The organism is Streptomyces sp. NPDC079141, from assembly GCF_040686775.1.
Taxonomy (GTDB): Bacteria; Actinomycetota; Actinomycetes; order Streptomycetales; family Streptomycetaceae; genus Streptomyces.
Map to the genome: position 1 here is coordinate 47,166 of NZ_JBFBLP010000026.1, position 19,620 is coordinate 66,785.

At 70.8% G+C, this 19,620-nt stretch carries 21 protein-coding genes; 6 read left to right on the forward strand and 15 right to left on the reverse strand.

Annotated features, from left to right (window positions below; all coding sequences use genetic code 11):
- Positions 1–13: 13 nt before the first annotated feature.
- Both AB0Q90_RS39980 and AB0Q90_RS39985 read right to left on the reverse strand, forming a co-directional pair.
- The gene (locus AB0Q90_RS39980) at positions 14–733 is read right to left on the reverse strand and encodes a DUF3159 domain-containing protein (RefSeq protein ID WP_363164978.1); all 720 of its coding nucleotides are present in this window, start codon (positions 731–733) and stop codon (positions 14–16) included.
- Between the two features lie 3 nt (positions 734–736).
- A complete protein-coding gene (locus tag AB0Q90_RS39985; RefSeq protein WP_363164979.1) occupies positions 737–1,135 on the reverse strand; it encodes an OB-fold nucleic acid binding domain-containing protein in 399 nt (132 codons plus the stop codon).
- 139 nt (positions 1,136–1,274) lie between these two features.
- On the opposite strand from AB0Q90_RS39985, the gene AB0Q90_RS39990 reads away from it, so the two are divergent.
- Positions 1,275–1,844 carry a WHG domain-containing protein gene (locus tag AB0Q90_RS39990; RefSeq protein WP_363164980.1) on the forward strand — a complete coding sequence of 190 codons (570 nt, stop codon included), beginning with the start codon at positions 1,275–1,277 and terminating at the stop codon, positions 1,842–1,844.
- Between the two features lie 13 nt (positions 1,845–1,857).
- Positions 1,858–3,006, forward strand: coding sequence for a GDSL-type esterase/lipase family protein (locus AB0Q90_RS39995; protein ID WP_363164981.1), 1,149 nt, complete (start codon positions 1,858–1,860; stop codon positions 3,004–3,006).
- Here the strand turns inward: AB0Q90_RS39995 and AB0Q90_RS40000 are convergent.
- The 6 genes from AB0Q90_RS40000 to AB0Q90_RS40025 form a co-directional block, all read right to left on the reverse strand.
- Entirely contained in the window at positions 2,988–3,671 is a 684-nt protein-coding gene (locus tag AB0Q90_RS40000) for a response regulator (RefSeq protein ID WP_363164982.1), read from the reverse strand. The genes AB0Q90_RS39995 and AB0Q90_RS40000 overlap by 19 nt on opposite strands.
- Positions 3,668–6,220 carry a sensor histidine kinase KdpD gene (locus AB0Q90_RS40005; protein WP_363164983.1) on the reverse strand — a complete coding sequence of 851 codons (2,553 nt, stop codon included), beginning with the start codon at positions 6,218–6,220 and terminating at the stop codon, positions 3,668–3,670. The genes AB0Q90_RS40000 and AB0Q90_RS40005 overlap by 4 nt, the downstream gene beginning before the upstream one ends.
- A gap of 108 nt (positions 6,221–6,328) precedes the next feature.
- Positions 6,329–7,507 (reverse strand): alginate lyase family protein, encoded by a 1,179-nt coding sequence (locus AB0Q90_RS40010; protein ID WP_363164984.1) that lies wholly within the window; start codon positions 7,505–7,507, stop codon positions 6,329–6,331.
- A 152-nt stretch (positions 7,508–7,659) separates the two neighbouring features.
- Positions 7,660–8,424, reverse strand: coding sequence for a DUF3710 domain-containing protein (locus tag AB0Q90_RS40015; RefSeq protein ID WP_363164985.1), 765 nt, complete (start codon positions 8,422–8,424; stop codon positions 7,660–7,662).
- A gap of 1 nt (position 8,425) precedes the next feature.
- A complete protein-coding gene (dut, locus tag AB0Q90_RS40020) occupies positions 8,426–8,977 on the reverse strand; it encodes a dUTP diphosphatase (RefSeq protein WP_363164986.1) in 552 nt (183 codons plus the stop codon).
- The gene (locus AB0Q90_RS40025) at positions 8,974–9,558 is read right to left on the reverse strand and encodes a PaaI family thioesterase (RefSeq protein WP_363164987.1); all 585 of its coding nucleotides are present in this window, start codon (positions 9,556–9,558) and stop codon (positions 8,974–8,976) included. The genes dut and AB0Q90_RS40025 overlap by 4 nt, the downstream gene beginning before the upstream one ends.
- A gap of 58 nt (positions 9,559–9,616) precedes the next feature.
- On the opposite strand from AB0Q90_RS40025, the gene AB0Q90_RS40030 reads away from it, so the two are divergent.
- Entirely contained in the window at positions 9,617–10,078 is a 462-nt protein-coding gene (locus tag AB0Q90_RS40030; protein WP_363164988.1) for a DUF3093 domain-containing protein, read from the forward strand.
- Between the two features lie 41 nt (positions 10,079–10,119).
- On the opposite strand, the gene AB0Q90_RS40035 is transcribed toward AB0Q90_RS40030, so the two are convergent.
- From AB0Q90_RS40035 to AB0Q90_RS40050, 4 genes are all read right to left on the reverse strand, one after another.
- On the reverse strand, positions 10,120–11,052 hold the full coding sequence (locus tag AB0Q90_RS40035; RefSeq protein ID WP_363164989.1) for a hypothetical protein: 933 nt from the start codon (positions 11,050–11,052) through the stop codon (positions 10,120–10,122).
- 13 nt (positions 11,053–11,065) lie between these two features.
- Positions 11,066–11,362 (reverse strand): DUF4193 domain-containing protein, encoded by a 297-nt coding sequence (locus AB0Q90_RS40040; RefSeq protein ID WP_005481602.1) that lies wholly within the window; start codon positions 11,360–11,362, stop codon positions 11,066–11,068.
- Positions 11,363–11,755: 393 nt separating this feature from the next.
- Positions 11,756–12,991, reverse strand: coding sequence for a HAMP domain-containing sensor histidine kinase (locus AB0Q90_RS40045; RefSeq protein ID WP_363164990.1), 1,236 nt, complete (start codon positions 12,989–12,991; stop codon positions 11,756–11,758).
- 6 nt (positions 12,992–12,997) lie between these two features.
- The gene (locus AB0Q90_RS40050; RefSeq protein ID WP_007385219.1) at positions 12,998–13,651 is read right to left on the reverse strand and encodes a response regulator transcription factor; all 654 of its coding nucleotides are present in this window, start codon (positions 13,649–13,651) and stop codon (positions 12,998–13,000) included.
- A 362-nt stretch (positions 13,652–14,013) separates the two neighbouring features.
- Here AB0Q90_RS40050 and AB0Q90_RS40055 point away from each other — a divergent pair, with 362 nt between their 5' ends.
- Complete coding sequence (locus AB0Q90_RS40055) at positions 14,014–14,187, forward strand: hypothetical protein (RefSeq protein WP_363164991.1); 174 nt, start codon at positions 14,014–14,016, stop codon at positions 14,185–14,187.
- A gap of 67 nt (positions 14,188–14,254) precedes the next feature.
- On the opposite strand, the gene AB0Q90_RS40060 is transcribed toward AB0Q90_RS40055, so the two are convergent.
- Together AB0Q90_RS40060 and AB0Q90_RS40065 are read right to left on the reverse strand one after the other, a co-directional pair.
- Positions 14,255–15,070: an inositol monophosphatase family protein gene (locus AB0Q90_RS40060; RefSeq protein WP_363164992.1), complete on the reverse strand. Its 816-nt coding sequence runs from the start codon at positions 15,068–15,070 to the stop codon at positions 14,255–14,257.
- Positions 15,071–15,078: 8 nt separating this feature from the next.
- Positions 15,079–16,206 (reverse strand): ferrochelatase, encoded by a 1,128-nt coding sequence (locus tag AB0Q90_RS40065; protein ID WP_363164993.1) that lies wholly within the window; start codon positions 16,204–16,206, stop codon positions 15,079–15,081.
- A gap of 175 nt (positions 16,207–16,381) precedes the next feature.
- Here AB0Q90_RS40065 and AB0Q90_RS40070 point away from each other — a divergent pair, with 175 nt between their 5' ends.
- Both AB0Q90_RS40070 and AB0Q90_RS40075 read left to right on the forward strand, forming a co-directional pair.
- Positions 16,382–17,626, forward strand: a complete 1,245-nt coding sequence (locus tag AB0Q90_RS40070) for an MFS transporter (RefSeq protein WP_363164994.1) — start codon at positions 16,382–16,384, stop codon at positions 17,624–17,626.
- A complete protein-coding gene (locus AB0Q90_RS40075; protein ID WP_363164995.1) occupies positions 17,586–18,905 on the forward strand; it encodes a D-arabinono-1,4-lactone oxidase in 1,320 nt (439 codons plus the stop codon). The genes AB0Q90_RS40070 and AB0Q90_RS40075 overlap by 41 nt, the downstream gene beginning before the upstream one ends.
- Here AB0Q90_RS40075 and AB0Q90_RS40080 read toward each other — a convergent pair.
- Positions 18,829–19,569, reverse strand: a complete 741-nt coding sequence (locus tag AB0Q90_RS40080) for a hypothetical protein (RefSeq protein WP_363164996.1) — start codon at positions 19,567–19,569, stop codon at positions 18,829–18,831. The two genes, AB0Q90_RS40075 and AB0Q90_RS40080, sit on opposite strands and share 77 nt — an antisense overlap.
- Positions 19,570–19,620: the final 51 nt, after the last annotated feature.

Genomic DNA, 19,620 nt, shown 5'->3' on the forward strand with positions numbered 1-19,620 from the left:
CGACGTCGCGAACCTACTCGGCCGACCGCGCAGCCGCCTCGCGCTCCTTCTCGGCCTTCTCCGCCGCCTCCATCTCCGCGAACACGTCGATGGGCGCGGGCGCCTTCGCCAGGAAGACCCACGTCAGCCAGACTGCAAGCAGGAACGGCGGGATCTTCAGGGAGACCAGCACCCAGCCGAGCTGCTCGGTGTCGGCCCACCAGTACAGCGGGAAGAGGATCGCGCACTTGGCGAGCAGGATGGCCCCCCAGGCGTAACTGGCCTTGGCGTACGCCTTCTTGCGGCCCGGGTTGCGTGTGCGCCAGGAGAGGTTCTCCTTGAACACCGGGCCGAGGATCAGACCGATCAGCGGAACCCCGCACAGCGTGGTGATGATGTACGCAAGGCCCAGCCCCAGCGTGTAGAGCATGCCGGGCAGATAGAAGTCCTTGGCGTTGCCCGTCATCATCGCGAACACGACACCGAAGGCGACCCCGAAGACACCGCTGAAGGCGTGCTTGACGGTGTCCTTCATCGCCAGGCGGACCCCGACGAGCAGCAGGGACACCACGAGGGCGGCGATCGCCGAGAGGTGCAGGTCCTTGTTGATGGTGTAGATGGTGACGAAGAGCAGGCCCGGCGCCACCGTCTCGACCATGCCCCGCACGCCGCCGAAGGCCTCGAAGAGCGCGGCCTCCGTCACCGCCCGCGAATCCTGCTGGGCGTCCTGGGTCGGCTTGTCGAGCGACGTCACCGGCTACTCCCGTCCGAGGGGTCTCAGTTCGTACTTCGGATTGAACAGCACCCGGCGGCCCCGGCTCATCGAGATCCGGCCCGATGCGATCAGCTTGCGCCCCGGTTCTATCCCCACGATGGAGCGTCTGCCGAGCCACACCACGTCCAGGGCGGCGGAGCCGTCGAACAGCTCGGCCTCCAGGGCGGGTACTCCCGCACGCGGCCGCAGGGTGACCGTGCGCAAGGTACCAGTAACGGTGACTATCTGTCGGTCCCGGCAGTCACCGATGCGCGTACAGCCGGCGGTGTCGGCGTCCTCCCGCAATTCCTCGGACTCCAGGTCCTCCTGCGACGAGGAGAGCCGGTCGAGCATGCGCCGGAACCGGCCCGCCGGCTTCTCGGAACGAGGAACAGAACTCATGTCTGAAGCGTACCGGGGTGCACCGACACGTACGTACCCGCAGTGCGAGCCCCTGAAGCCACCTGACGCCCCGATCCCGTTTGCCTAAAGCTTTTAGGCAAACGCATAATCGATTACGGCAAGAGGAGAGGTGGGCTCCATGGCACGCGCAGGACTGACCCCGGAGCGGCTCACCCGCGCCGGGGCCGAGCTGGCCGACGAGGTCGGCTTCGACAACGTGACCGTCTCGGCGCTCGCCCGCCGCTTCGACGTCAAGGTCGCGAGCCTGTACTCGCATCTGAAGAGCTCCCACGACCTGAAGACACGCATCGCCCTGCTCGCCCTGGAGGAGCTCGCCGACCGGGCCGCCGACGCCCTGGCCGGACGGGCCGGCAAGGACGCCCTGACCGCCTTCGCCGACGTCTACCGCGACTACGCCCGCGAGCACCCCGGCCGCTACGACGCCGCCCGGTTCCGCCTCGATGCCGAGACGGCGGCAGCGAGCGCCGGCGTCCGGCACGCCCGGATGACCCGGGCGATCCTGCGCGGCTACGACCTGGCCGAACCGGACCAGACCCACGCCGTCCGCCTGCTGGGCAGCGTCTTCCACGGCTACGTCAGCCTGGAGCTGGCGGGCGGGTTCGCCCACAGCTCCCCCGGCAGCGACGAGTCCTGGACCCGGATCCTCGACGCCCTCGACGCCACCCTGCGCAACTGGCCCGCACCCTGAAAGCACCCACCTCATGCACACCACACCCCTCACCACCGACCTCATCCACGGCGCCCTGGACCTGGAGCACACCGCCCACGGCGTACTGCCGCACCGGCTGCCCGCCCGGGCCCGCGCCCAGTGCGCCGACCCCCAGCTCGCCCTGGCGGAGGCCCAGCCCTCCGGCGTACGACTGGCCTTCCGCACCCGGGCCACCGCCGTCGAGCTGGACACCCTGGCCACCAAGCGGGTCTACCTCGGCGCTCCGCCCCGCCCCGACGGGGTGTACGACCTCCTCGTCGACGGCCGGCTGACCGAGCAGGCCGTCGTGACCGGCGGCCACACCCTGACCGTCGACCTGGCCACCGGAACCGCCGAGCACCGCCCGGGCCCCGTCGGCACCCTGCGTTTCACCGGACTGCCCGACCGGATCAAGGACGTCGAGATCTGGCTGCCGCACAACGAGACGACCGAACTCGTCGCCCTGCGCACCGACGCCCCCGTCGAGCCCGTCCCGGACCGGGGCCGCAAGGTCTGGCTGCACCACGGCAGTTCGATCAGCCACGGCTCGGACGCGGCGAGCCCCACCGCCACCTGGCCCGCCCTCGCCGCCTCCCTCGGCGGTGTCGACCTGATCAACCTGGGCCTGGCCGGAAGCGCCCTGCTCGACCCCTTCGTCGCCCGCGCGATCCGGGACACCCCCGCCGACCTGATCAGCCTCAAGATCGGCATCAACCTGGTCAACCTGGACCTGATGCGGCTACGGGCCTTCGCCCCCGCCGTCCACGGCTTCCTCGACACCGTCCGCGACGGCCACCCCGACACCCCGCTGCTGGTCGTCTCCCCCATCCTGTGCCCCATCCACGAGGACACCCCGGGCCCGGGCGCCTTCGACTTCAGCGCCCTCAGCGCCGGAAAACTGCGGTTCCGGGCCACGGGGGATCCCGCCGAGGCAGCGGCCGGGAAGCTGACCCTCAAGGTGATCCGTGAGGAGTTGGCGCGGATCGTGGAGCAGCGGACGGCCGCCGACCCGAACCTGCACTACCTCGACGGCCGCGACCTCTACGGCGAGACCGACCACGCCGAACTGCCGCTCCCGGACGAGCTGCACCCGGACGCGGCCACGCACCGCCGTATCGGGGAGCGCTTCGCCGAGCACATCCTTCAGCGTTCGAAGCGGTAGCCCATCCCCGGCTCGGTGATGAAGTGCTTCGGATGCGACGGATCCGCCTCCAGCTTCCGCCGCAACTGGGCCATGTACACCCGGAGGTAGTTCGTCTCCGTCCCGTACGACGGCCCCCACACCTCCTGAAGCAACTGCTTCTGGCTCACCAGCCGCCCGGAGTTGCGCACCAGCACCTCCAGCAGATGCCACTCCGTCGGCGTCAGCCGTACGTCGGCGCCGTCGCGCCGGACCTTCTTCGCGGCCAGGTCGACGGTGAAGGCCCCGGTGTTCACCACGACGTCCTCCTCACCGCCCCCGGCGGGCTCCGCGCGGCGTACGGCGGCCCGCAGCCGGGCCAGCAGCTCGTCCATGCCGAAGGGCTTGGTGACGTAGTCGTCGGCGCCCGCGTCCAGCGCCTCGACCTTCTCGTCGGAGGTGTGCCGGGCGGACAGCACCAGGATCGGCACCCGGGTCCAGCCGCGCAGTCCGCGGATGACCTCGACACCGTCCATGTCGGGCAGGCCCAGGTCGAGGACCACCACGTCGGGGTGGCGGGCGGCGGCGAGCTGGAGGGCGGTGGCACCGTCGTGGGCCGCGTCGACCTCGTACTTGCGCGCCTTGAGGTTGATCACGAGGGCGCGAACGATCTGCGGCTCGTCGTCGACCACGAGCACCCGGCTCATGAAACCTGCCTTTCCGGTTGGTCAAGGGGAAGCAGCTGCGGCGGGCGGGCCCCCGTCCCGCGCAGGGTGAGGACCATGGTGAGGCCGCCGCCGGGGGTGTCCTCCGCGTGCAGGGTGCCGTCCATGGCCTCGGCGAAGCCGCGGGCGACGGCGAGACCGAGGCCGACCCCGGCGCCGCGCGGGGCGTCGCCGTAGCGCTGGAAGGGCGCGAAGATGCGTTCCTTCGCCTCGTCGGGGACGCCGGGGCCGCGGTCGACGACCCGCACCTCGACCCGGTCCGCGATGGCGCTGGCGGACACGAGAACGGGACTGCCGTCCTGGCTGTACTTGACGGCGTTCTCGACCAGGTTGGCCACGGACCGCTCCAGCAGCCCGGGGTCGACGGCGACCATCGGCAGGGTCTCGGGGATGTCCAGCTCCACGCTGTCCTCGGGCACCCCGCCGAGTGCCATCGGCACCACCTCGTCGAGGTCGATCTCGCGGATCAGCGGGGTGACCGTGCCGGTCTGCAGGCGGGACATGTCGAGCAGGTTGCCGACCAGGTGGTCCAGGCGGTCGGCGCCCTCCTCGATGCCCTCCAGCAGCTCGGCCTGGTCCTCCTCGGACCACGCCACGTCGTCGGACCGCAGCGAGGACACCGACGCCTTGATGCCGGCGAGCGGGGTACGCAGGTCATGGCTGACGGCGGCCAGCAGCGCCGTACGGATCCGGTTGCCCTCGGCCAGCGTGCGGGCCTGGTCGGCCTCCTCCTGGAGCCGCCGGCGGTCGAGGACGACGGCGGCCTGGGCGGCGAATGCGGCCAGCACCCGGCGGTCCTCGGCGGGCAGCACCCGGCCGGTGAGCGCCAGTGCCATGTGGTCGCCGACCGGCATGTCGACATCCGCGTCCTCCGGCCGCTCCACCGGCGGTCCCTGGCCCACGCGGCCCGCGCAGGTCCACGGGTCGACGTCGCTCGCCCGCTCCAGCAGCGCGGCGGACTCCATGCCGAAGGTCTCCCGGACCCGTTCCAGCAGCTCCTCCAGGCCCGTCTCGCCGCGCAGCACGTTGCCTGCGAGGAAGGACAGGATCTCCGACTCGGCGCGCAGCCGGGCGGCCTGCTGGGTGCGCCGGGCGGCCAGGTCGACGACGGAGGCGACCGACACCGCCACGGCCACGAAGACCGCCAGGGCGAGGGCGTTCTTGGGGTCGGCGATGGTGATCCGGTGCACCGGCGGGGTGAAGTACCAGTTCAGCAGCAGGGACCCGAACGCGGCCGAGGCCAGCGCCGGCAGCAGTCCGCCGAGCAGGGCGGCGGCCACCGTCAGCGTCAGGAACAGCAGCATGTCGTTGGCGAGGCCGAGGTCGGCGTCGACGTTGGTCAGCAGCAGGGTGAGCAGCGCCGGACCCCCGATGCCCGCCAGCCAGCCCCACACGATCCGCGGCCGGCCGAGCCGCGCGCCCCGGGCGACCGGCAGCCCGCGCCCCTTGGCGACCTCGTCGTGGGTGACGATGTGCACGTCGAGGTCGGGTCCCGAATCGCGGGCGACCGTGGTGCCGACGCCCGGTCCGAAGACGTACTGCCAGCTCTTGCGGCGCGAGGAGCCGAGGACGATCTGAGTGGCGTTCACCCCGCGCGCGAAGGCCAGCAGCGCGGCCGGTATGTCGTCGCCGACGACGTGGTGGAAGGTGCCGCCGAGGTCCTCGACGAGGGTGCGCTGGACGGCGAGTTCCTTGGGCGAGGCGGAGGTCAGCCCGTCGCTGCGGGCGATGTAGACGGCGAGCACCTCGCCGCCGGCACCCTTCTCGGCGAGCCGCGCGGCACGCCGGATCAGGGTGCGGCCCTCGGGTCCGCCGGTGAGCCCGACCACGATCCGCTCCCGCGAACCCCAGATCTTCGACACCCGGTGCTCGCCGCGGTACTCGCGCAGGTACTCGTCGACCCGGTCGGCCACCCACAGCAGCGCCAGCTCGCGCAGCGCGGTGAGGTTGCCGGGCCGGAAGTAGTTCGACAGCGCGGCGTCGACCTTGTCGGGCTGGTAGATGTTGCCGTGCGCCATACGGCGGCGCAGCGCCTGCGGTGACATGTCGACCAGCTCGATCTGGTCGGCGCGGCGCACCACCTCGTCCGGCACGGTCTCCTGCTGGCGGACGCCGGTGATCGACTCGACGACATCGCCCAGCGACTCCAGATGCTGGATGTTGACGGTCGATATGACGTCGATCCCGGCCGCCAGCAGCTCCTCCACGTCCTGCCAGCGCTTGGCGTTGCGGGAACCGGGGATGTTGGTGTGGGCGAGCTCGTCGACGAGGGCCACCTCGGGGCGGCGGGCCAGGACCGCGTCCACGTCCATCTCGGTGAAGACGCTGCCGCGGTACTCCAGTTCCCGGCGCGGGATCTGCCGAAGGCCGTGCAGCATCACCTCGGTACGCGGCCGGTCGTGGTGCTCCACGAAGGCGACCACGCAGTCCGTGCCCCGCTCGGCACGCCGGTGCGCCTCGGAGAGCATGGCGTAGGTCTTGCCCACGCCCGGTGCCGCCCCCAGGTAGATCCGAAGCTTGCCACGTCCCATGACGATGACCATACGACCAACAAAGCCGACATATGGCACCGGGTGCAGCCGCCGGTACGTCCTTGACGCAACCCTTACGCGACCGCACCCGGCCCCTGTCTTCCCCGCTCAGGCGGGGTTGTCCCCGTGGGTGAGGGTCTCCCAGGCGACGAAGAGGTTGTTGCTCCCGGCCGGGCGGTTGCGCTCGGTCAGCGTCTGGGTGTTGGTCATGGCGTGACCGAGCCGGTTGTGCAGGGCGTTGTACCCGACCTCGGTGACGGGTCCGAGGCCCAGGTGCAGGGAGCCGCCGCACAGCCAGCTGGGCGGGGCCGTGCCCAGCTCGTACTTGGCATGGAACCCGAGTGCGTGCCGCAGCCGCTCGCCGACATCGGTGCCGTACAGGTCCTGGCCCTGGATGCGGCTGGTCTCGGCGACGTGGGAGATGGCGGAGATGCCGTAGCCGGTGTGCGTGAAGTCGCGGCAGGTCTCCTGGGAGAGGCCGGTGACGAAGGTGGACTGGCCCTGCCAGTACTTGACGATCTTGTCGCGGGTGTCGAGGTTCTGGCTGGGCACGGTCTTCGGCAGCTCGCCGTCGGAGGCGAGGTAGACGTAGGCGGCGGTGCGGGTGCGGAACTTCGCCATGGCCTTGTCGTAGGACGCCTTGTCCTCCAGGAAGACGGAGATGCCGATGGCGGCCTCCATCATCGACAGCTCCCAGTTCCCGTTGGAGTTGGAGCCGTTGATGATCTCGGGGAGGTAGACGGTGCGGAGCATGGTCGCGAAGCGGCCGGAGTTCGGCCAGCCGCCGGTGTACGTGTACTTGATGATCTCGGCGGCCTTGGGCCAGGAGGAGCCGGCCCAGCCGGTCTGGAGGGGCGCGTTGCTGTTGGTGTGGTCGGTGATGACCGCCGACCAGGCGTCCATCAGCTGGATGGATTTCTGCGCGTAGCGCGCGTCGCGCGTGATGTACCAGGCGAGGGCGTTGGTGTACGCGGCGATCGCGTCCTCGCGCTCGTCCGTGCAGCCGTAGTTGGGGTTGGAGTACGAGCCGCACTCGACGACCGCGCGGGGCTTGGGGGTGCGGTTCGGGTCGGCGTACTTGCTCGCCATCATCTGGTCGTAGGCGCCCTTCCAGGGCTGGGCGCCGGCGAGGACCTTGTCCCGCGCGAAGTCCAGCTGGCCGCGGGAGACGGTGACGCCGGGGTGGGTGAAGGTGGTGGGTGCCGCGTCGGCGCCCGGCGCGGCGGGCCAGGCGAGGACACTCGCGACGAGGACGGCCACTGCCGCGAGGAGGGGGGTACGGCGCATAGCGACTCCGTTCTTGTATGTGAACAAGGAGCGCCTTTATGAACGCAAGGCGTTGGCCGGAGACCATAGGTACAGACCAATACGCCGTCAAGGGTGCGCGCACGAGAAACGGCCGCACCCCGTTCGGGAGGCGGCCGTTTCCTGCCGTCTGTCTACCGGACCTCGGTGATCTCCGGGCCGCGCTGCAGCTGGCCCATGCCGCCGGAGAAGCGCGAACCGCCCTCCTCCTGCTGCTGGACCCCCTCGGGGACCATCTGGGCGTCGTTCGGCAGCTTCAGGACGATCGGGTCGCGGGGCGCCATCGGGCCCTCGCCGCGGACCACGACCGTGTCCCGGAAGATCTGCTCCAGCAGCCCGGCCGCCTGCGGCTGCACCGCGCCCTGGCCCGAGATCACACCGCGCAGGAACCAGCGCGGACCGTCCACACCGACGAACCGCACGACCTGGAAGCCGCCCGTGCCGTCCGGCAGCTGCACCGGGACCTGCGCCCTGAGCTCCCAGCCCAGCGGACCCTCGACCTCGTCGATGATGCCGCCCTGCTGGGTGATGCCGGAGCCGATCTCCTCGCGTACCTCGCCCCAGATGCCCTCCCGCTTGGGAGCGGCGAAGGCCTGGAGCTGGATGGCGCTGTCGCGCAGCACGACGGTCGCCGCGACGATCGCGTCGCCCGCCACCTCGACCCGCAGCTCCATGCCGTCGACTCCGGGCACGAACAGACCGCCCAGGTCCACCCGGCCCTCGCCCGGGTCGCGCACCTCGGTGCTGTCCCACGGTCCGTCGGGCCGGGGCTCGGGCTCCAACCGCACACGCTCGCGCGCGCCGTCCTCGTCCGCCTCGGTGTCGACGCCGTCGACGACCTGCTCGGGCTCGCCGGCCGCGTCCTCGGCGGCACCCTTCTTCTTGCGACGTCCGAACACGTCACTGTCCTTCCCGGTCGGATACGACCGAAGCGTATCTAGTCCCACCCGTTGCGCCGCCGTCGGCGGCCTGACCGCTTGTACCGCCCCCGTCACCCACGGCGGCATGGCCGCCGGTGGACCCGAAGCCCCCCTCGGCCCGCGCCGAGTCGGGAAGCTCCGCGACCTCCTGGAAGCGGACCCTCTCGACCTGCTGGACGACGAGTTGGGCAATCCGGTCGAAGCGCTCGAACCGCACGGACTCGCGCGGGTCGAGATTCACCACGATCACCTTGATCTCCCCACGGTACCCGGCATCAACCGTCCCCGGGGCATTCACGAGGGCGACACCGCAGCGGGCGGCGAGACCGGATCGCGGGTGCACGAAGGCCGCGTACCCCTCCGGCAGCGCGACAGACACTCCCGTGGGCAGCACCGCCCGCTCCCCCGGCTTCAGTTCACAGCCCTCGGTGGTGCGCAGATCGGCTCCCGCGTCACCGGGATGCTCGTACGACGGAAGCGGTACGTCCGGGTCGACGCGCCGGATCAGCACGTTCAGCGGGTCACGGCTCACGGGTTCACCTCGAAGGCACGGGCACGCCGCACCTGGTCCGGGTCGCTCATGGCCGCGCGGATCTCCTCGGGGCGGCCGTTGTCGATGAAGTGGTCGACCTTCACCTCGATGAAGAGGGCGTCGGCCCGGACCGCCACGGGTCCGTCGGGGCCGCCGATCCGGCCGGTGGCGGTGGAGTAGATCTTCCGCCCGGCCACCGCGGTCACCTCGGCCTGAAGGTGCAGCACCGTGTCCACCGGAACCGGCCGTACGAAGTCGGTCTCCAGCCGTCCCGTCACCGCGATCGTGCGCAGCAGCCAGTTCAGCGAGCCGAGCGTCTCGTCCAGGGCACTGGCCAGCACCCCGCCGTGCGCGAGACCCGGGGCACCCTGGTGGGCGGCCTGCACGGTGAACTCGGCGGTGAGGGAGACGCCTTCCCCGGCCCGCGCCTGAAGGTGCAGTCCGTGCGGCTGCTCGTCACCGCAGCCGAAACACTGGCCGTAGTGGGCGCCGAGGAGTTCGCCGGGCGCGGGCGCGTCGGGGTGCCGCACGGGCCGTACGGCGTCGGCGGGAGGCGTCAGAGCTGCGGATGTACCACTCACAGCCGCAGACCTTACCCGCGCGTCGGCGCTGTCCGGACACCGTGCCAAGCTTGGCTCCATGCAGCTCTCCGCCACCCCGTACGAAGAACGCCTCACCGCCCCCCGCTCCTGGTGGCTGATCTCGGCCCTGGTGGGGGTCGCGCTGGCCCTGATCCTGCTGCCCTTCGGCACGCTGCCGATGCTCGGCGGGCTGGCCGGCGGGACGGCCGCGGCGGCCGTGACGGCCAGCTCGTACGGCTCGATCCGCATCCGGGTGGTGGGTGGCTCGCTGATCGCGGGCGAGGCGAAGATCCCGGTCACGGCGCTGGGCGAGGCGGAGGTCCTGGACGCCGAGGAGGCCCGGGCCTGGCGCACCCACAAGGCCGACACCCGCGCCTTCCTGCTGCTGCGGGCCTACATCCCCACGGCCCTGCGCGTGGAGGTCACGGACCCGGAGGACCCGACGCCGTACCTGTACCTGTCCACGCGTGAGCCGGAGCGGCTGGCCGAGGCGCTGAAGGCGGCCAAGGCGGCGGTCTAGCACAGCTGGCCGAAGGGTCCCCGGAAAAGGGGACCCGGACCTCAGCCTCTGGGGTCTCTGTGCTTCCTGCGGCCGAGTTCCTTGGTGACATCCCCCAGCCTCAGCGGGTCCTTGGGGGTCTCCAGCGCCGGAAGGTTCTCCAGCGCCTCCCACGGCACCTGGATCTTGCGCAGGTCCGCCCGGATCCGCTCGGCCAGCTTCTTGGTGTCCCGGCGGTTCATGACCGCTCCCACCGCCGCGCCCACCATGAAGGGCATCAGGTTCGGCAGGTTGCGCACCATGCGCTTCATGATCTGCTGGCGCAGCTGGAGCTTCATGTGGCTGTTCAGCGCCGTGCTCATCGTCGACGGCTTGGTCACGTCGATGCCGCGCTCTCCCGACCAGGAGTCGAGGTAGGCGGTGGAGCGCTGTTTGAGGTTGCCGGGCGGCCGTACCCCGTACACCTCGTGGAGTTCGGCGATGAGCTTCAGCTCGATCGCGGCCACTCCGGTGATCTCCGCGGCCAGTTCGGCCGGCATCGCGGGCGGCACGGGAAGCATCGCCGCCGCACCGACTCCGGCCCCGACGGTCGAGGTCGCGGCCGTGGCGCCCGCCACGAGCTTGTCGGCGAGCTGCTCCGGTCCCAGGCCGGGGAACTGCCTGCGGAGCGTCGCGAGGTCCCGTACGGGGACACGCGGGGCGTTCTCGATGATCCGGTCCGCGAGGTACCCCAGTCCCGCCCTGGCGCGGCTGCCGCCCTTACGGACGCCTTCCCGGGCCTTGTCCCGGATCACCGCCGCCCGCCGCCGCGCGACGGGCGCCGGATTCTGAGCCTGCGCCGGGAGGCTGCCCCCGGACGCCGGTTCGAGCGAGGCCGATCCCGTACCGGATGAGCCTCGCTCGTCGTCACGCGCGCCGTGAGGGCCGTCGAGCGGCCCTTGGTCCGCTCCCCGCGCGGGGAAGCGGCGCTTCCAGGGAGAGGTCGAGCCAGTCATGCCCGACCCCTCCTCAGTCGCAGTCGCGGCAGATCGGCTGACCGTTCTTCTCCCGGGCCAGCTGGCTGCGGTGGTGCACCAGGAAGCAGCTCATGCAGGTGAACTCGTCCTGCTGCTTGGGCAGCACCCGGACGGCCAGCTCCTCATTGGAGAGGTCGGCGCCGGGCAGCTCCAGGCCTTCGGCGGCCTCGAACTCGTCGACGTCCACAGCGGAGGTCGACTTGTCGTTCCGCCTGGCCTTCAGCTCTTCAAGGCTGTCCGAGTCGACGTCGTCGTCGGTCTTGCGTGGGGTGTCGTAATCCGTTGCCATGTCGCTCTCCCCCTCTGGGTGTCTGCGGTGTCTCCAGCGCACGTAACGCGTGAGAGGCCGGACTTGTGCCCGACCCGAGGCGGAGATTTTGCCTCACATCAAGGTCTGTTACTCAATCGACACCCAACCGGACTCCTCAAGAGTGATCGGCTTGGATGGCGAACGGGACCGTACACGGTCCGGATGCCGCACTTCAAAGGCGTCTCACCGTGTACTTCCCGTGATCTAGACCCCCGAAAACCCGGATTTTCCCGGCTTTCCGGCACTCTGCATGATCACGGAGAGTAGATGGCTGGAAATTCGCCCATGTGATCGATCACACAGCGTGCAGCTCCCCGAGTGCCCAGAAAATTCCGCGCAAAGCGAACATCCCTGTGTGCCTGCGACCCGATCTCAGACGGGAAGGGCCACTCTCATCACCAGCCCGCCGCCCTCGCGGGGCTGCGCCGCGATGTGCCCGCCGTGCGCCCGTGCCACGGAGCGTGCGATGGACAGCCCGAGCCCGACACCCTTGTCGCTGCCCGTGCGCTCCGTACGCAGCCGCCTGAAAGGTTCGAAGAGGTTGTCGATCTCGTACGCCGGCACGACCGGCCCGGTGTTCGACACGACGAGGAGCGCCTGGCCGTGCTGGATCTCGGTGGTGACCTCGACCCAGCCGCCCTCGGGGATGTTGTACCGCACGGCGTTCTGCACGAGGTTCAGGGCGATCCGCTCCAGCAGGACGCCGTTGCCCTGGACGACCGCGGGTTCGCGCTTGCCGCGGATCTCCACGCCCTTGGCCTCCGCCTCGCCGTGCACCTGGTCCACGGCCTGGGAGGCGACCTCGGCGAGGTCCACCGGCTTGCGCTCGACGATCTGGTTGTCGCTGCGGGCGAGCAGCAGCAGCCCCTCGACGAGCTGCTCGCTGCGCTCGTTGGTGGCCAGCAGCGTCTTGCCGAGCTGCTGGAGCTCCACCGGCGCGTTCGGGTCGGACAGGTGCACTTCGAGGAGCGTGCGGTTGATCGCGAGCGGCGTGCGCAGCTCGTGCGAGGCGTTGCCGACGAAGCGCTGCTGGGCGGTGAAGGCCCGCTGGAGGCGCTCCAGCATGTCGTCGAAGGTGTCGGCCAGCTCCTTCAGCTCGTCGTCCGGGCCGTCCAGCTCGATCCGGCGGGACAGGTCCGACCCGGCCACCGCGCGCGCGGTGCGGGTGATCCGGCCCAGCGGCGACAGGACGCGGCCGGCCATGGCGTAGCCGAAGGCGAAGGCGATGACGGCGAGGCCGAGGAGGGCGAGGAGGGAGCGGCTGAGCAGGGTGTCCAGGGCGTGCTGGCGCTGCTCGTTCACGCACTGGTTCAGCGCGTGGTTGAGGTCGTCAGCGGGCAGCTCGCCGGTGCCCAGCTTGCAGCTCTGGCTGGACACCGAGCCGGTGACGATCTTGAAGGGCAGATCGCTGCCGACGTTCAGCGCGCTCGCGGCCAGCAGATAGATGATCGACAGCAGCAGGATGCCGGCGATCAGGAACATGCCGCCGTACAGCAGGGTGAGCCGTATACGGATGGTGGGGCGCAGCCAGGGGAAGGGCTGCACCGGCCTTCTCGGGTCCCAGGTCGGCTTCGGGGGCGCCTGGGGCGGTGCGGGGGTAGCTGCCATGGGGAATCAGATCCGGTAGCCGGAGCCGGGGACGGTGACGATGACGGGGGGCTCGCCCAGCTTGCGGCGCAGGGTCATGACGGTGACGCGGACGACGTTGGTGAACGGGTCGGTGTTCTCGTCCCAGGCCTTCTCCAGCAGCTGCTCCGCGGAGACCACCGCGCCCTCGCTGCGCATCAGCACCTCCAGCACGGCGAACTCCTTGGGCGCCAGCTGGACCTCCTTGCCGTCGCGGAACACCTCGCGGCGGTTGGGGTCGAGCTTGATCCCGGCGCGCTCCAGGACGGGCGGCAGGGGGACGCTCGTACGGCGTCCGAGGGCACGCACGCGTGCCGTGAGCTCGCTGAAGGCAAAGGGCTTGGGGAGGTAGTCGTCGGCGCCGATCTCCAGGCCCTCGACGCGGTCGCTGACGTCGCCGGAGGCCGTGAGCATCAGCACGCGGGTGGGCATGCCGAGCTCGACGATCTTGCGGCAGACGTCGTCGCCGTGCACGAGCGGGAGGTCGCGGTCGAGGACGACCACGTCGTAGTCGTTGACGCCGATGCGCTCCAGGGCGGCCGCACCGTCGTACACGACGTCGACGGCCATGGCCTCCCGGCGTAGTCCGGTGGCCACCGCATCGGCGAGCAGCTGCTCGTCCTCGACGACGAGTACGCGCACGTCGCTGTTCCTTCCTCTGTCCACCCGCGTAGCGCTTCTTCTGCGCGCGGGCAGGGTTCTGGTGGGGTTGTTGGCCTCCATCCTGCCCTTTTCGGCCATAAGTCGGCGGTAAGACGGGTGAGTGACGCATGAAGGACGGGTGCGCGGCCCGGGAATGCGAGATTTTCTCGTCCGGTTGAGGTTTCCGTGAAACAGAGCAGGGGGAGGACGGCTGTACACCCCGCGATCACGCTCTGCTGCTGCCGCACCACCATGCGGTACGGAGCAATCCGCTTTCCGCAGAGCGGGCGAGGCGTGATCGCCCCTTCCGAACGGCACACCCCCGTGCCACCGACCCACGACCCAGGACGAGGGGGCACAGCATGGACGCATTCACCGCAGGGCTTCTGCAGCGCATAAGGACGACCGAGTCCGACCTGACGCGGGCTCGTGACGAGGGCGACGACTTCCTCGTCGAGGTGGAGCAGGGCGAGCTCGACGACCTGCGCCGCCTCGCCGCCGAACACGGTGTGGAGGTCGGCGTGTCCGGCGTCTGACCAGCTCGTAACGCACAGCACCCCGGCGAATCCAGCGCCGGGGTGCTGTGCGTTGCGGGGCGGGCTGTCAGTCGTGCCAGGCGCCGAAGTCCTCCAGGAGCCGCTGGAGGGGCTCGAAGACTCCCGGAGCGGCAGCCACCGTCAGATCGTTCGACGGGCGCTCTCCGGGGCGTCCACCGGTCAGGGCGCCCGCCTCCCGGGCGATCAGGTCGCCCGCCGCGAGGTCCCAGGGGTGCAGGCCGCGCTCGTAGTAGCCGTCCAGGCGGCCCGCGGCGACGTCGCACAGGTCGACCGCGGCCGAGCCGGAGCGCCGGATGTCGCGCAGCAGCGGGATCAGCTTCCGGGCGACCTCGGACTGGTGGACGCGGACCTCGGTCACATAGTTGAAGCCGGTCGAGACCAGGGCCTGCTCCAGCGGCGGTGCCGGGCGGCAGGTCAGCCTGCGCTCGCCCTCCCAGGCGCCTCGCGCCCAGGCTCCGCCGCCGCGGACCGCGTGGCACGTCTCGCCGCGCATCGGGGCGGCGACGACGGCGACGACGCTCTCGCCGTCCTGCTCGGCGGCGATGGAGACGGCCCAGGTCGGCAGCCCGTACAGGTAGTTGACGGTGCCGTCGAGCGGGTCGATCACCCAGCGGACGCCGCTCGTGCCCTCGGTGGAGGCGCCCTCCTCGCCGAGGAAGCCGTCGTCCGGGCGGTGCTCGGAGATCAGATCCGTGATCAGTTTCTCGGCCGCGATGTCCATCTCGGTGACCACGTCGATCGGGCTCGACTTGGTCTTGGCGACCGAGAGGTCGGCCGGGCGGCCGTCGCGCAGCAGGTCGCCCGCGCGTCGCGCGGCCTCCTGGGCGAGGGAGAGCAGTTCCGAGTGCAGGGGGTCGGTCACAGGACTCCTCATGCGTAGGGGCTGTCGATGCCCGCCGCGGCGGGCCGGGGGGCGCGGGCTGGGCAGCAGCCGACCGGGCAGAGGTTGTGACTCGCGCCGAGCGCGCCCAGGGCGCACGGCGCGACCTCCCGCCCGCTCTCGGCGGCGGCGCGCTCCAGGACGAGTTCGCGGACGGCGGCGGCGAACCGCGGGTCGGCGCCGACGGTGGCCGAGCGCCGCACCGGCAGCCCCAGCTCCTCGGCCTTGGCCATGGCCTCGGTGTCGAGGTCGTACAGGACCTCCATGTGGTCCGAGACGAAGCCGATGGGCGCCATGACGACGGCCGGGACACCAAAGGCGTGCCGCTCCTCCAGGTGGTCGCAGATGTCGGGCTCCAGCCACGGGATGTGCGGGGCTCCGGAGCGGGACTGGTAGACGAGCTGCCAGGGGTGGTCGACGCCGGTGCGCTCGCGGACCGCGTCGGCGATCAGCCGGGCCACGTCCAAGTGCTGTGCGACGTACGCCCCGCCCTCGCCGTGGCCCTCGACCGGTCCCGAGGTGTCCGCAGCGGAGTCCGGAATCGAGTGGGTCGTGAACGCGATGTGGGCGCCGGCCCGGACCTCCCCGGGAAGGTCGGCCAGGGACCGCAGCACGCCGTCGATCATCGGCTCCACGAAGCCCGGGTGGTTGAAGTAGTGCCGCAGCTTGTCGATCCTCGGCAGCTCAAGTCCCTCGGCCTCCAGGGCGGCCAGCGAGTCGGCGAGGTTCTCCCGGTACTGACGGCAGCCCGAGTACGAGGCGTAGGCGCTGGTGGCGAGGACGAGGATGCGACGGCGGCCGTCCTGGACCATCTCGCGCAGGGTGTCCGTCAGGTACGGGGCCCAGTTGCGGTTGCCCCAGTAGACCGGCACGTCCAGGCCGTGGTCGGCGAAGTCCTTGCGCAGGGCGTCCAGGAGGGCGCGGTTCTGGTCGTTGATGGGGCTGACCCCGCCGAACAGGAAGTAGTGCTGTCCGACTTCCTTCAGGCGTTCCTTGGGGATGCCGCGCCCACGCGTCACGTTCTCCAGGAACGGGACCACGTCGTCCGGTCCTTCGGGGCCGCCGAACGAGAGCAGGAGCAGGGCGTCGTAGGGGGTGGCATCGAGCGCGTCTGGCATGTCTCGATCCTGCCACCCGGCACTGACAGCCGGGAAACGGCGAGGTGTCGACCTGGCGCCCGGCCCTCCGGGCGGGTGCATTAGGGTGACCTCACTTGTAAGCTGTATCGGCCAGGTTCGCGCCTTACCGGGCGGCACTGCCGAGCCGCCGCCATGCCATCCGACCGGAGAGCCCGTGCCCAGCCCCTACCGCGCCCTGTTCGACGCCCCCGGCTCCAAGGGCTTCTCCACCGCCGGCTTCCTCGGCCGGATGCCGCTGTCGATGATGGGCATCGGCGTGGTGACGATGGTGTCGCAGCTGACCGGGCGGTACGGCCTGGCCGGCGCCCTGTCGGCCACCATCGCGCTCGCCGCCGCCGTCGCGGGACCGCAGGTCTCCCGGCTGGTGGACCAGTACGGGCAGCGGCGCGTCCTGCGCCCGGCGACGCTGGTCTCCCTCACGGCCGCGGCCCTACTGCTCCTCGCCGCGCACTACGAGTGGCCGGACTGGGTGCTGTTCGCGGCATGCGTCGGCATCGGCTGCGTGCCGAGCGTCGGCGCGATGATCCGGGCCCGCTGGGCGGCCCTGTACCGGGGGACCCCGCAGCTGCACACCGCGTACTCCTTCGAGTCGGTGGTGGACGAGGTCTGCTTCATCTTCGGGCCGATCATCTCCATCGGGCTGTCCACGGTCTGGTTCCCGGAGGCCGGTCCGCTGCTCGCCGCCTGCTTCCTGGCGGCCGGGGTCTTCTGGCTGACCGCGCAGCGCGCCACCGAGCCGGAGCCGCATCCGCGCGACCGGGACGCGGCGGGCGGCCGCACCGCCCTGCACTCCCCCGGGCTCCAGGTCCTGGTGGCCACCTTCGTGGCGACGGGCGCGATCTTCGGGGCGGTCGACGTGGTCACGGTGGCCTTCGCCGAGGAGCAGGGCCACAAGGGCGCGGCGAGCGTCGTCCTCGCGCTGTACGCGGCGGGCTCGTGCCTGGCCGGTGCCGTCTTCGGGCTGCTGCACCTCAAGGGAGCGCCCGAACCTCGCTGGCTGCTGGGCATATGCGCGATGGCCGTGAGTATGATCCCCCTCCTACTGGTCGGAAACTTGCCGTTTCTGGCCGTGGCGCTGTTCCTTGCGGGCCTGTGCATCGCTCCCACGATGATCACGACGATGTCCCTCATCGAGCAGCACGTACCACGCGCGCAACTGACCGAGGGCATGACCTGGGTGAGCACGGGGCTCGCGGTCGGGGTCGCGCTCGGCTCCTCCGTGGCCGGCTGGGTGATCGACGCGGCTGGTGCGCAGGCCGGGTACGGGGTTCCGGCGGTGTCCGGGGCCGTCGCGGTCGCGGTCGGTTTCCTGGGGTACCGCCGGCTCAGCAGGCCGGCTCCGGGTCGGGGAGGCACCGTTGAGCAGCACAGCGAGCGGGACGAACGGCACATGGCGTAACTGGGGAGGCAACGTCGCCGCCCGTCCCGCGCGGGAGGTCGTACCGGCCTCCGTGGAGGAGTTGTCGGCAGCCGTGCGCGGCGCCGCCGAGGACGGGCTGAAGGTGAAGGCCGTCGGCACCGGGCACTCCTTCACCTCCATAGCCGCCACGGACGGTGTGTTGATCCGCCCTCAACTGTTGACCGGCATCCGCAACATTGACCGCGATGCCATGACGGTCACGGTGGAAGCAGGCACCCCGCTCAAGAGACTCAACATGGCCCTGGCCCGCGAGGGTCTGTCGCTGGCCAACATGGGCGACATCATGGAGCAGACGGTCTCCGGAGCCACCAGCACCGGCACGCACGGCACGGGCCGCGACTCCGGTTCGATCGCCGCCCAGATCAGGGGCTTGGAGCTGGTCACCGCCGACGGCTCGGTCCTCAGCTGTTCCGAGAAGGAGAACCCCGACGTCTTCGCGGCCGCCCGCATCGGCCTGGGCGCGCTGGGCATCGTCACCGCGATCACCTTCGCCGTCGAGCCGATCTTCCTGCTCTGCGCCCGCGAGGAGCCGATGACCTTCGACCGGGTCACCAGCAGCTTCGACGAACTGTGGGCCGAGAACGAGCACTTCGAGTTCTACTGGTTCCCGCACACCGGGAGCACCAACACCAAGCGCAACAACCGCAGCGCGGGCCCCGAGCAGCCGGTCGGACAGCTCCGGGCCTTCTTCGAGGACGAGTTCCTCTCCAACGGCGTCTTCCAGGCCGCCCAGTGGGTCGGCCGCGCGGTGCCCGCCACGATCCCGGCGATCGCGCAGCTCTCCAGCCGGGCCCTGTCCGCCCGGACGTACACCGATATCCCCTACAAGGTCTTCACATCGCCGCGCCGGGTGCGCTTCGTGGAGATGGAGTACGCCGTTCCGCGCGAGGCCGCCGTCGAGACGCTGCGCGAGCTGAAGACGATGCTCGACCGCTCGGGCCTGAGGATCAGCTTCCCCGTGGAGGTGCGCACCGCGCCTGCCGACGACATCACCCTGTCCACTGCCTCGGACCGCGACAGCGCGTACATCGCCGTCCACATGGTCAAGGGCACCCCGTACCAGCGGTACTTCACCGCCGCCGAGCGCATCTTCACGGCGCACGAGGGCCGGCCGCACTGGGGCAAGGTGCACACGCGCGATGCCGAGTACTTCGCCGGGGTCTACCCCCGCTTCGGCGAGTTCACTGCGCTGCGGGATCGGCTTGATCCGGATCGGCGGTTCCAGAACGACTACTTGCGGAGGGTGTTGGGGTCGTAGCGGACTCGCTGGGCGTCGGGGCAGGGCTCGCACTGTCGGTGGCGCTCGGGGTCGGCGTCGTGGCGGCCGTCGTACCGCCCTCGTCGCTCGCGCTCTGCGAGGGAGTGCCGGAGGAGGCGGGCGTGGTGACGTCGGCCGTGGACGAGTCCGAGGACGGCGGTTCGGCACCGGACTCCCCGGAGCCGCCGGCGTCCTCGGAGTCGTCGGAGCCCGAGGACGAACTGCCGCCCGTGAAGGCGTCGCTGACCGTCGTGCCCTTGTCGCCGCTGAAGCTGTTGCCGGACACCAGCTCGTACGCGGTGATGCCGCCCAGCGTGACGCCGAAGACGAGCGCCGCGGCGACGAGGGGCCGCTTCCAGCTCTTGACCCGCGCGCGGTGGACCGTCCCCTCGGTGAACTCCCCGGGGGCGGGGGCGCCTTGCTCCTGGACCTTGGGCACCACGGTGGCGTCACGAATCTGTTCGCCCGTGCGCTTGAAGAAGTGTTGGAACACCGAGCCGCCGCACGTGGCGATGACACTGACGACACCGGCGCCGAGGATCGTGCCGTAGACCCCGAAAGAGGAGGCGAGTTTGGCCGCCACGACGGCCGCCACCGCACTGCCGGCGACCTGAGGGACGCTCAGATCGATCCGCTTCTGCTGGACATCGGGCCTTTCACGCATCCCGGGACCTTGCCTGCCTTTCCCGTACTTGATCAACCAACTGCACGAGAA

Bases quoted from the DNA above. Each gene is read 5' to 3' on its own strand.
- AB0Q90_RS39995 (WP_363164981.1), top strand. From the start codon at position 1,858: ATGCACACCACACCCCTCACCACCGACCTCATCCACGGCGCCCTGGAC.
- AB0Q90_RS40045 (WP_363164990.1), bottom strand. From the start codon at position 12,991: ATGGCAGCTACCCCCGCACCGCCCCAGGCGCCCCCGAAGCCGACCTGG.
- AB0Q90_RS40040 (WP_005481602.1), bottom strand. From the start codon at position 11,362: ATGGCAACGGATTACGACACCCCACGCAAGACCGACGACGACGTCGAC.
- AB0Q90_RS40030 (WP_363164988.1), top strand. From the start codon at position 9,617: ATGCAGCTCTCCGCCACCCCGTACGAAGAACGCCTCACCGCCCCCCGC.
- AB0Q90_RS40005 (WP_363164983.1), bottom strand. From the start codon at position 6,220: ATGGGACGTGGCAAGCTTCGGATCTACCTGGGGGCGGCACCGGGCGTG.
- AB0Q90_RS40000 (WP_363164982.1), bottom strand. From the start codon at position 3,671: ATGAGCCGGGTGCTCGTGGTCGACGACGAGCCGCAGATCGTTCGCGCC.
- AB0Q90_RS39985 (WP_363164979.1), bottom strand. From the start codon at position 1,135: ATGAGTTCTGTTCCTCGTTCCGAGAAGCCGGCGGGCCGGTTCCGGCGC.
- AB0Q90_RS40065 (WP_363164993.1), bottom strand. From the start codon at position 16,206: ATGCCAGACGCGCTCGATGCCACCCCCTACGACGCCCTGCTCCTGCTC.
- AB0Q90_RS40055 (WP_363164991.1), top strand. From the start codon at position 14,014: ATGGACGCATTCACCGCAGGGCTTCTGCAGCGCATAAGGACGACCGAG.
- AB0Q90_RS40010 (WP_363164984.1), bottom strand. From the start codon at position 7,507: ATGCGCCGTACCCCCCTCCTCGCGGCAGTGGCCGTCCTCGTCGCGAGT.
- AB0Q90_RS39990 (WP_363164980.1), top strand. From the start codon at position 1,275: ATGGCACGCGCAGGACTGACCCCGGAGCGGCTCACCCGCGCCGGGGCC.
- AB0Q90_RS40035 (WP_363164989.1), bottom strand. From the start codon at position 11,052: ATGACTGGCTCGACCTCTCCCTGGAAGCGCCGCTTCCCCGCGCGGGGA.
- AB0Q90_RS40080 (WP_363164996.1), bottom strand. From the start codon at position 19,569: ATGCGTGAAAGGCCCGATGTCCAGCAGAAGCGGATCGATCTGAGCGTC.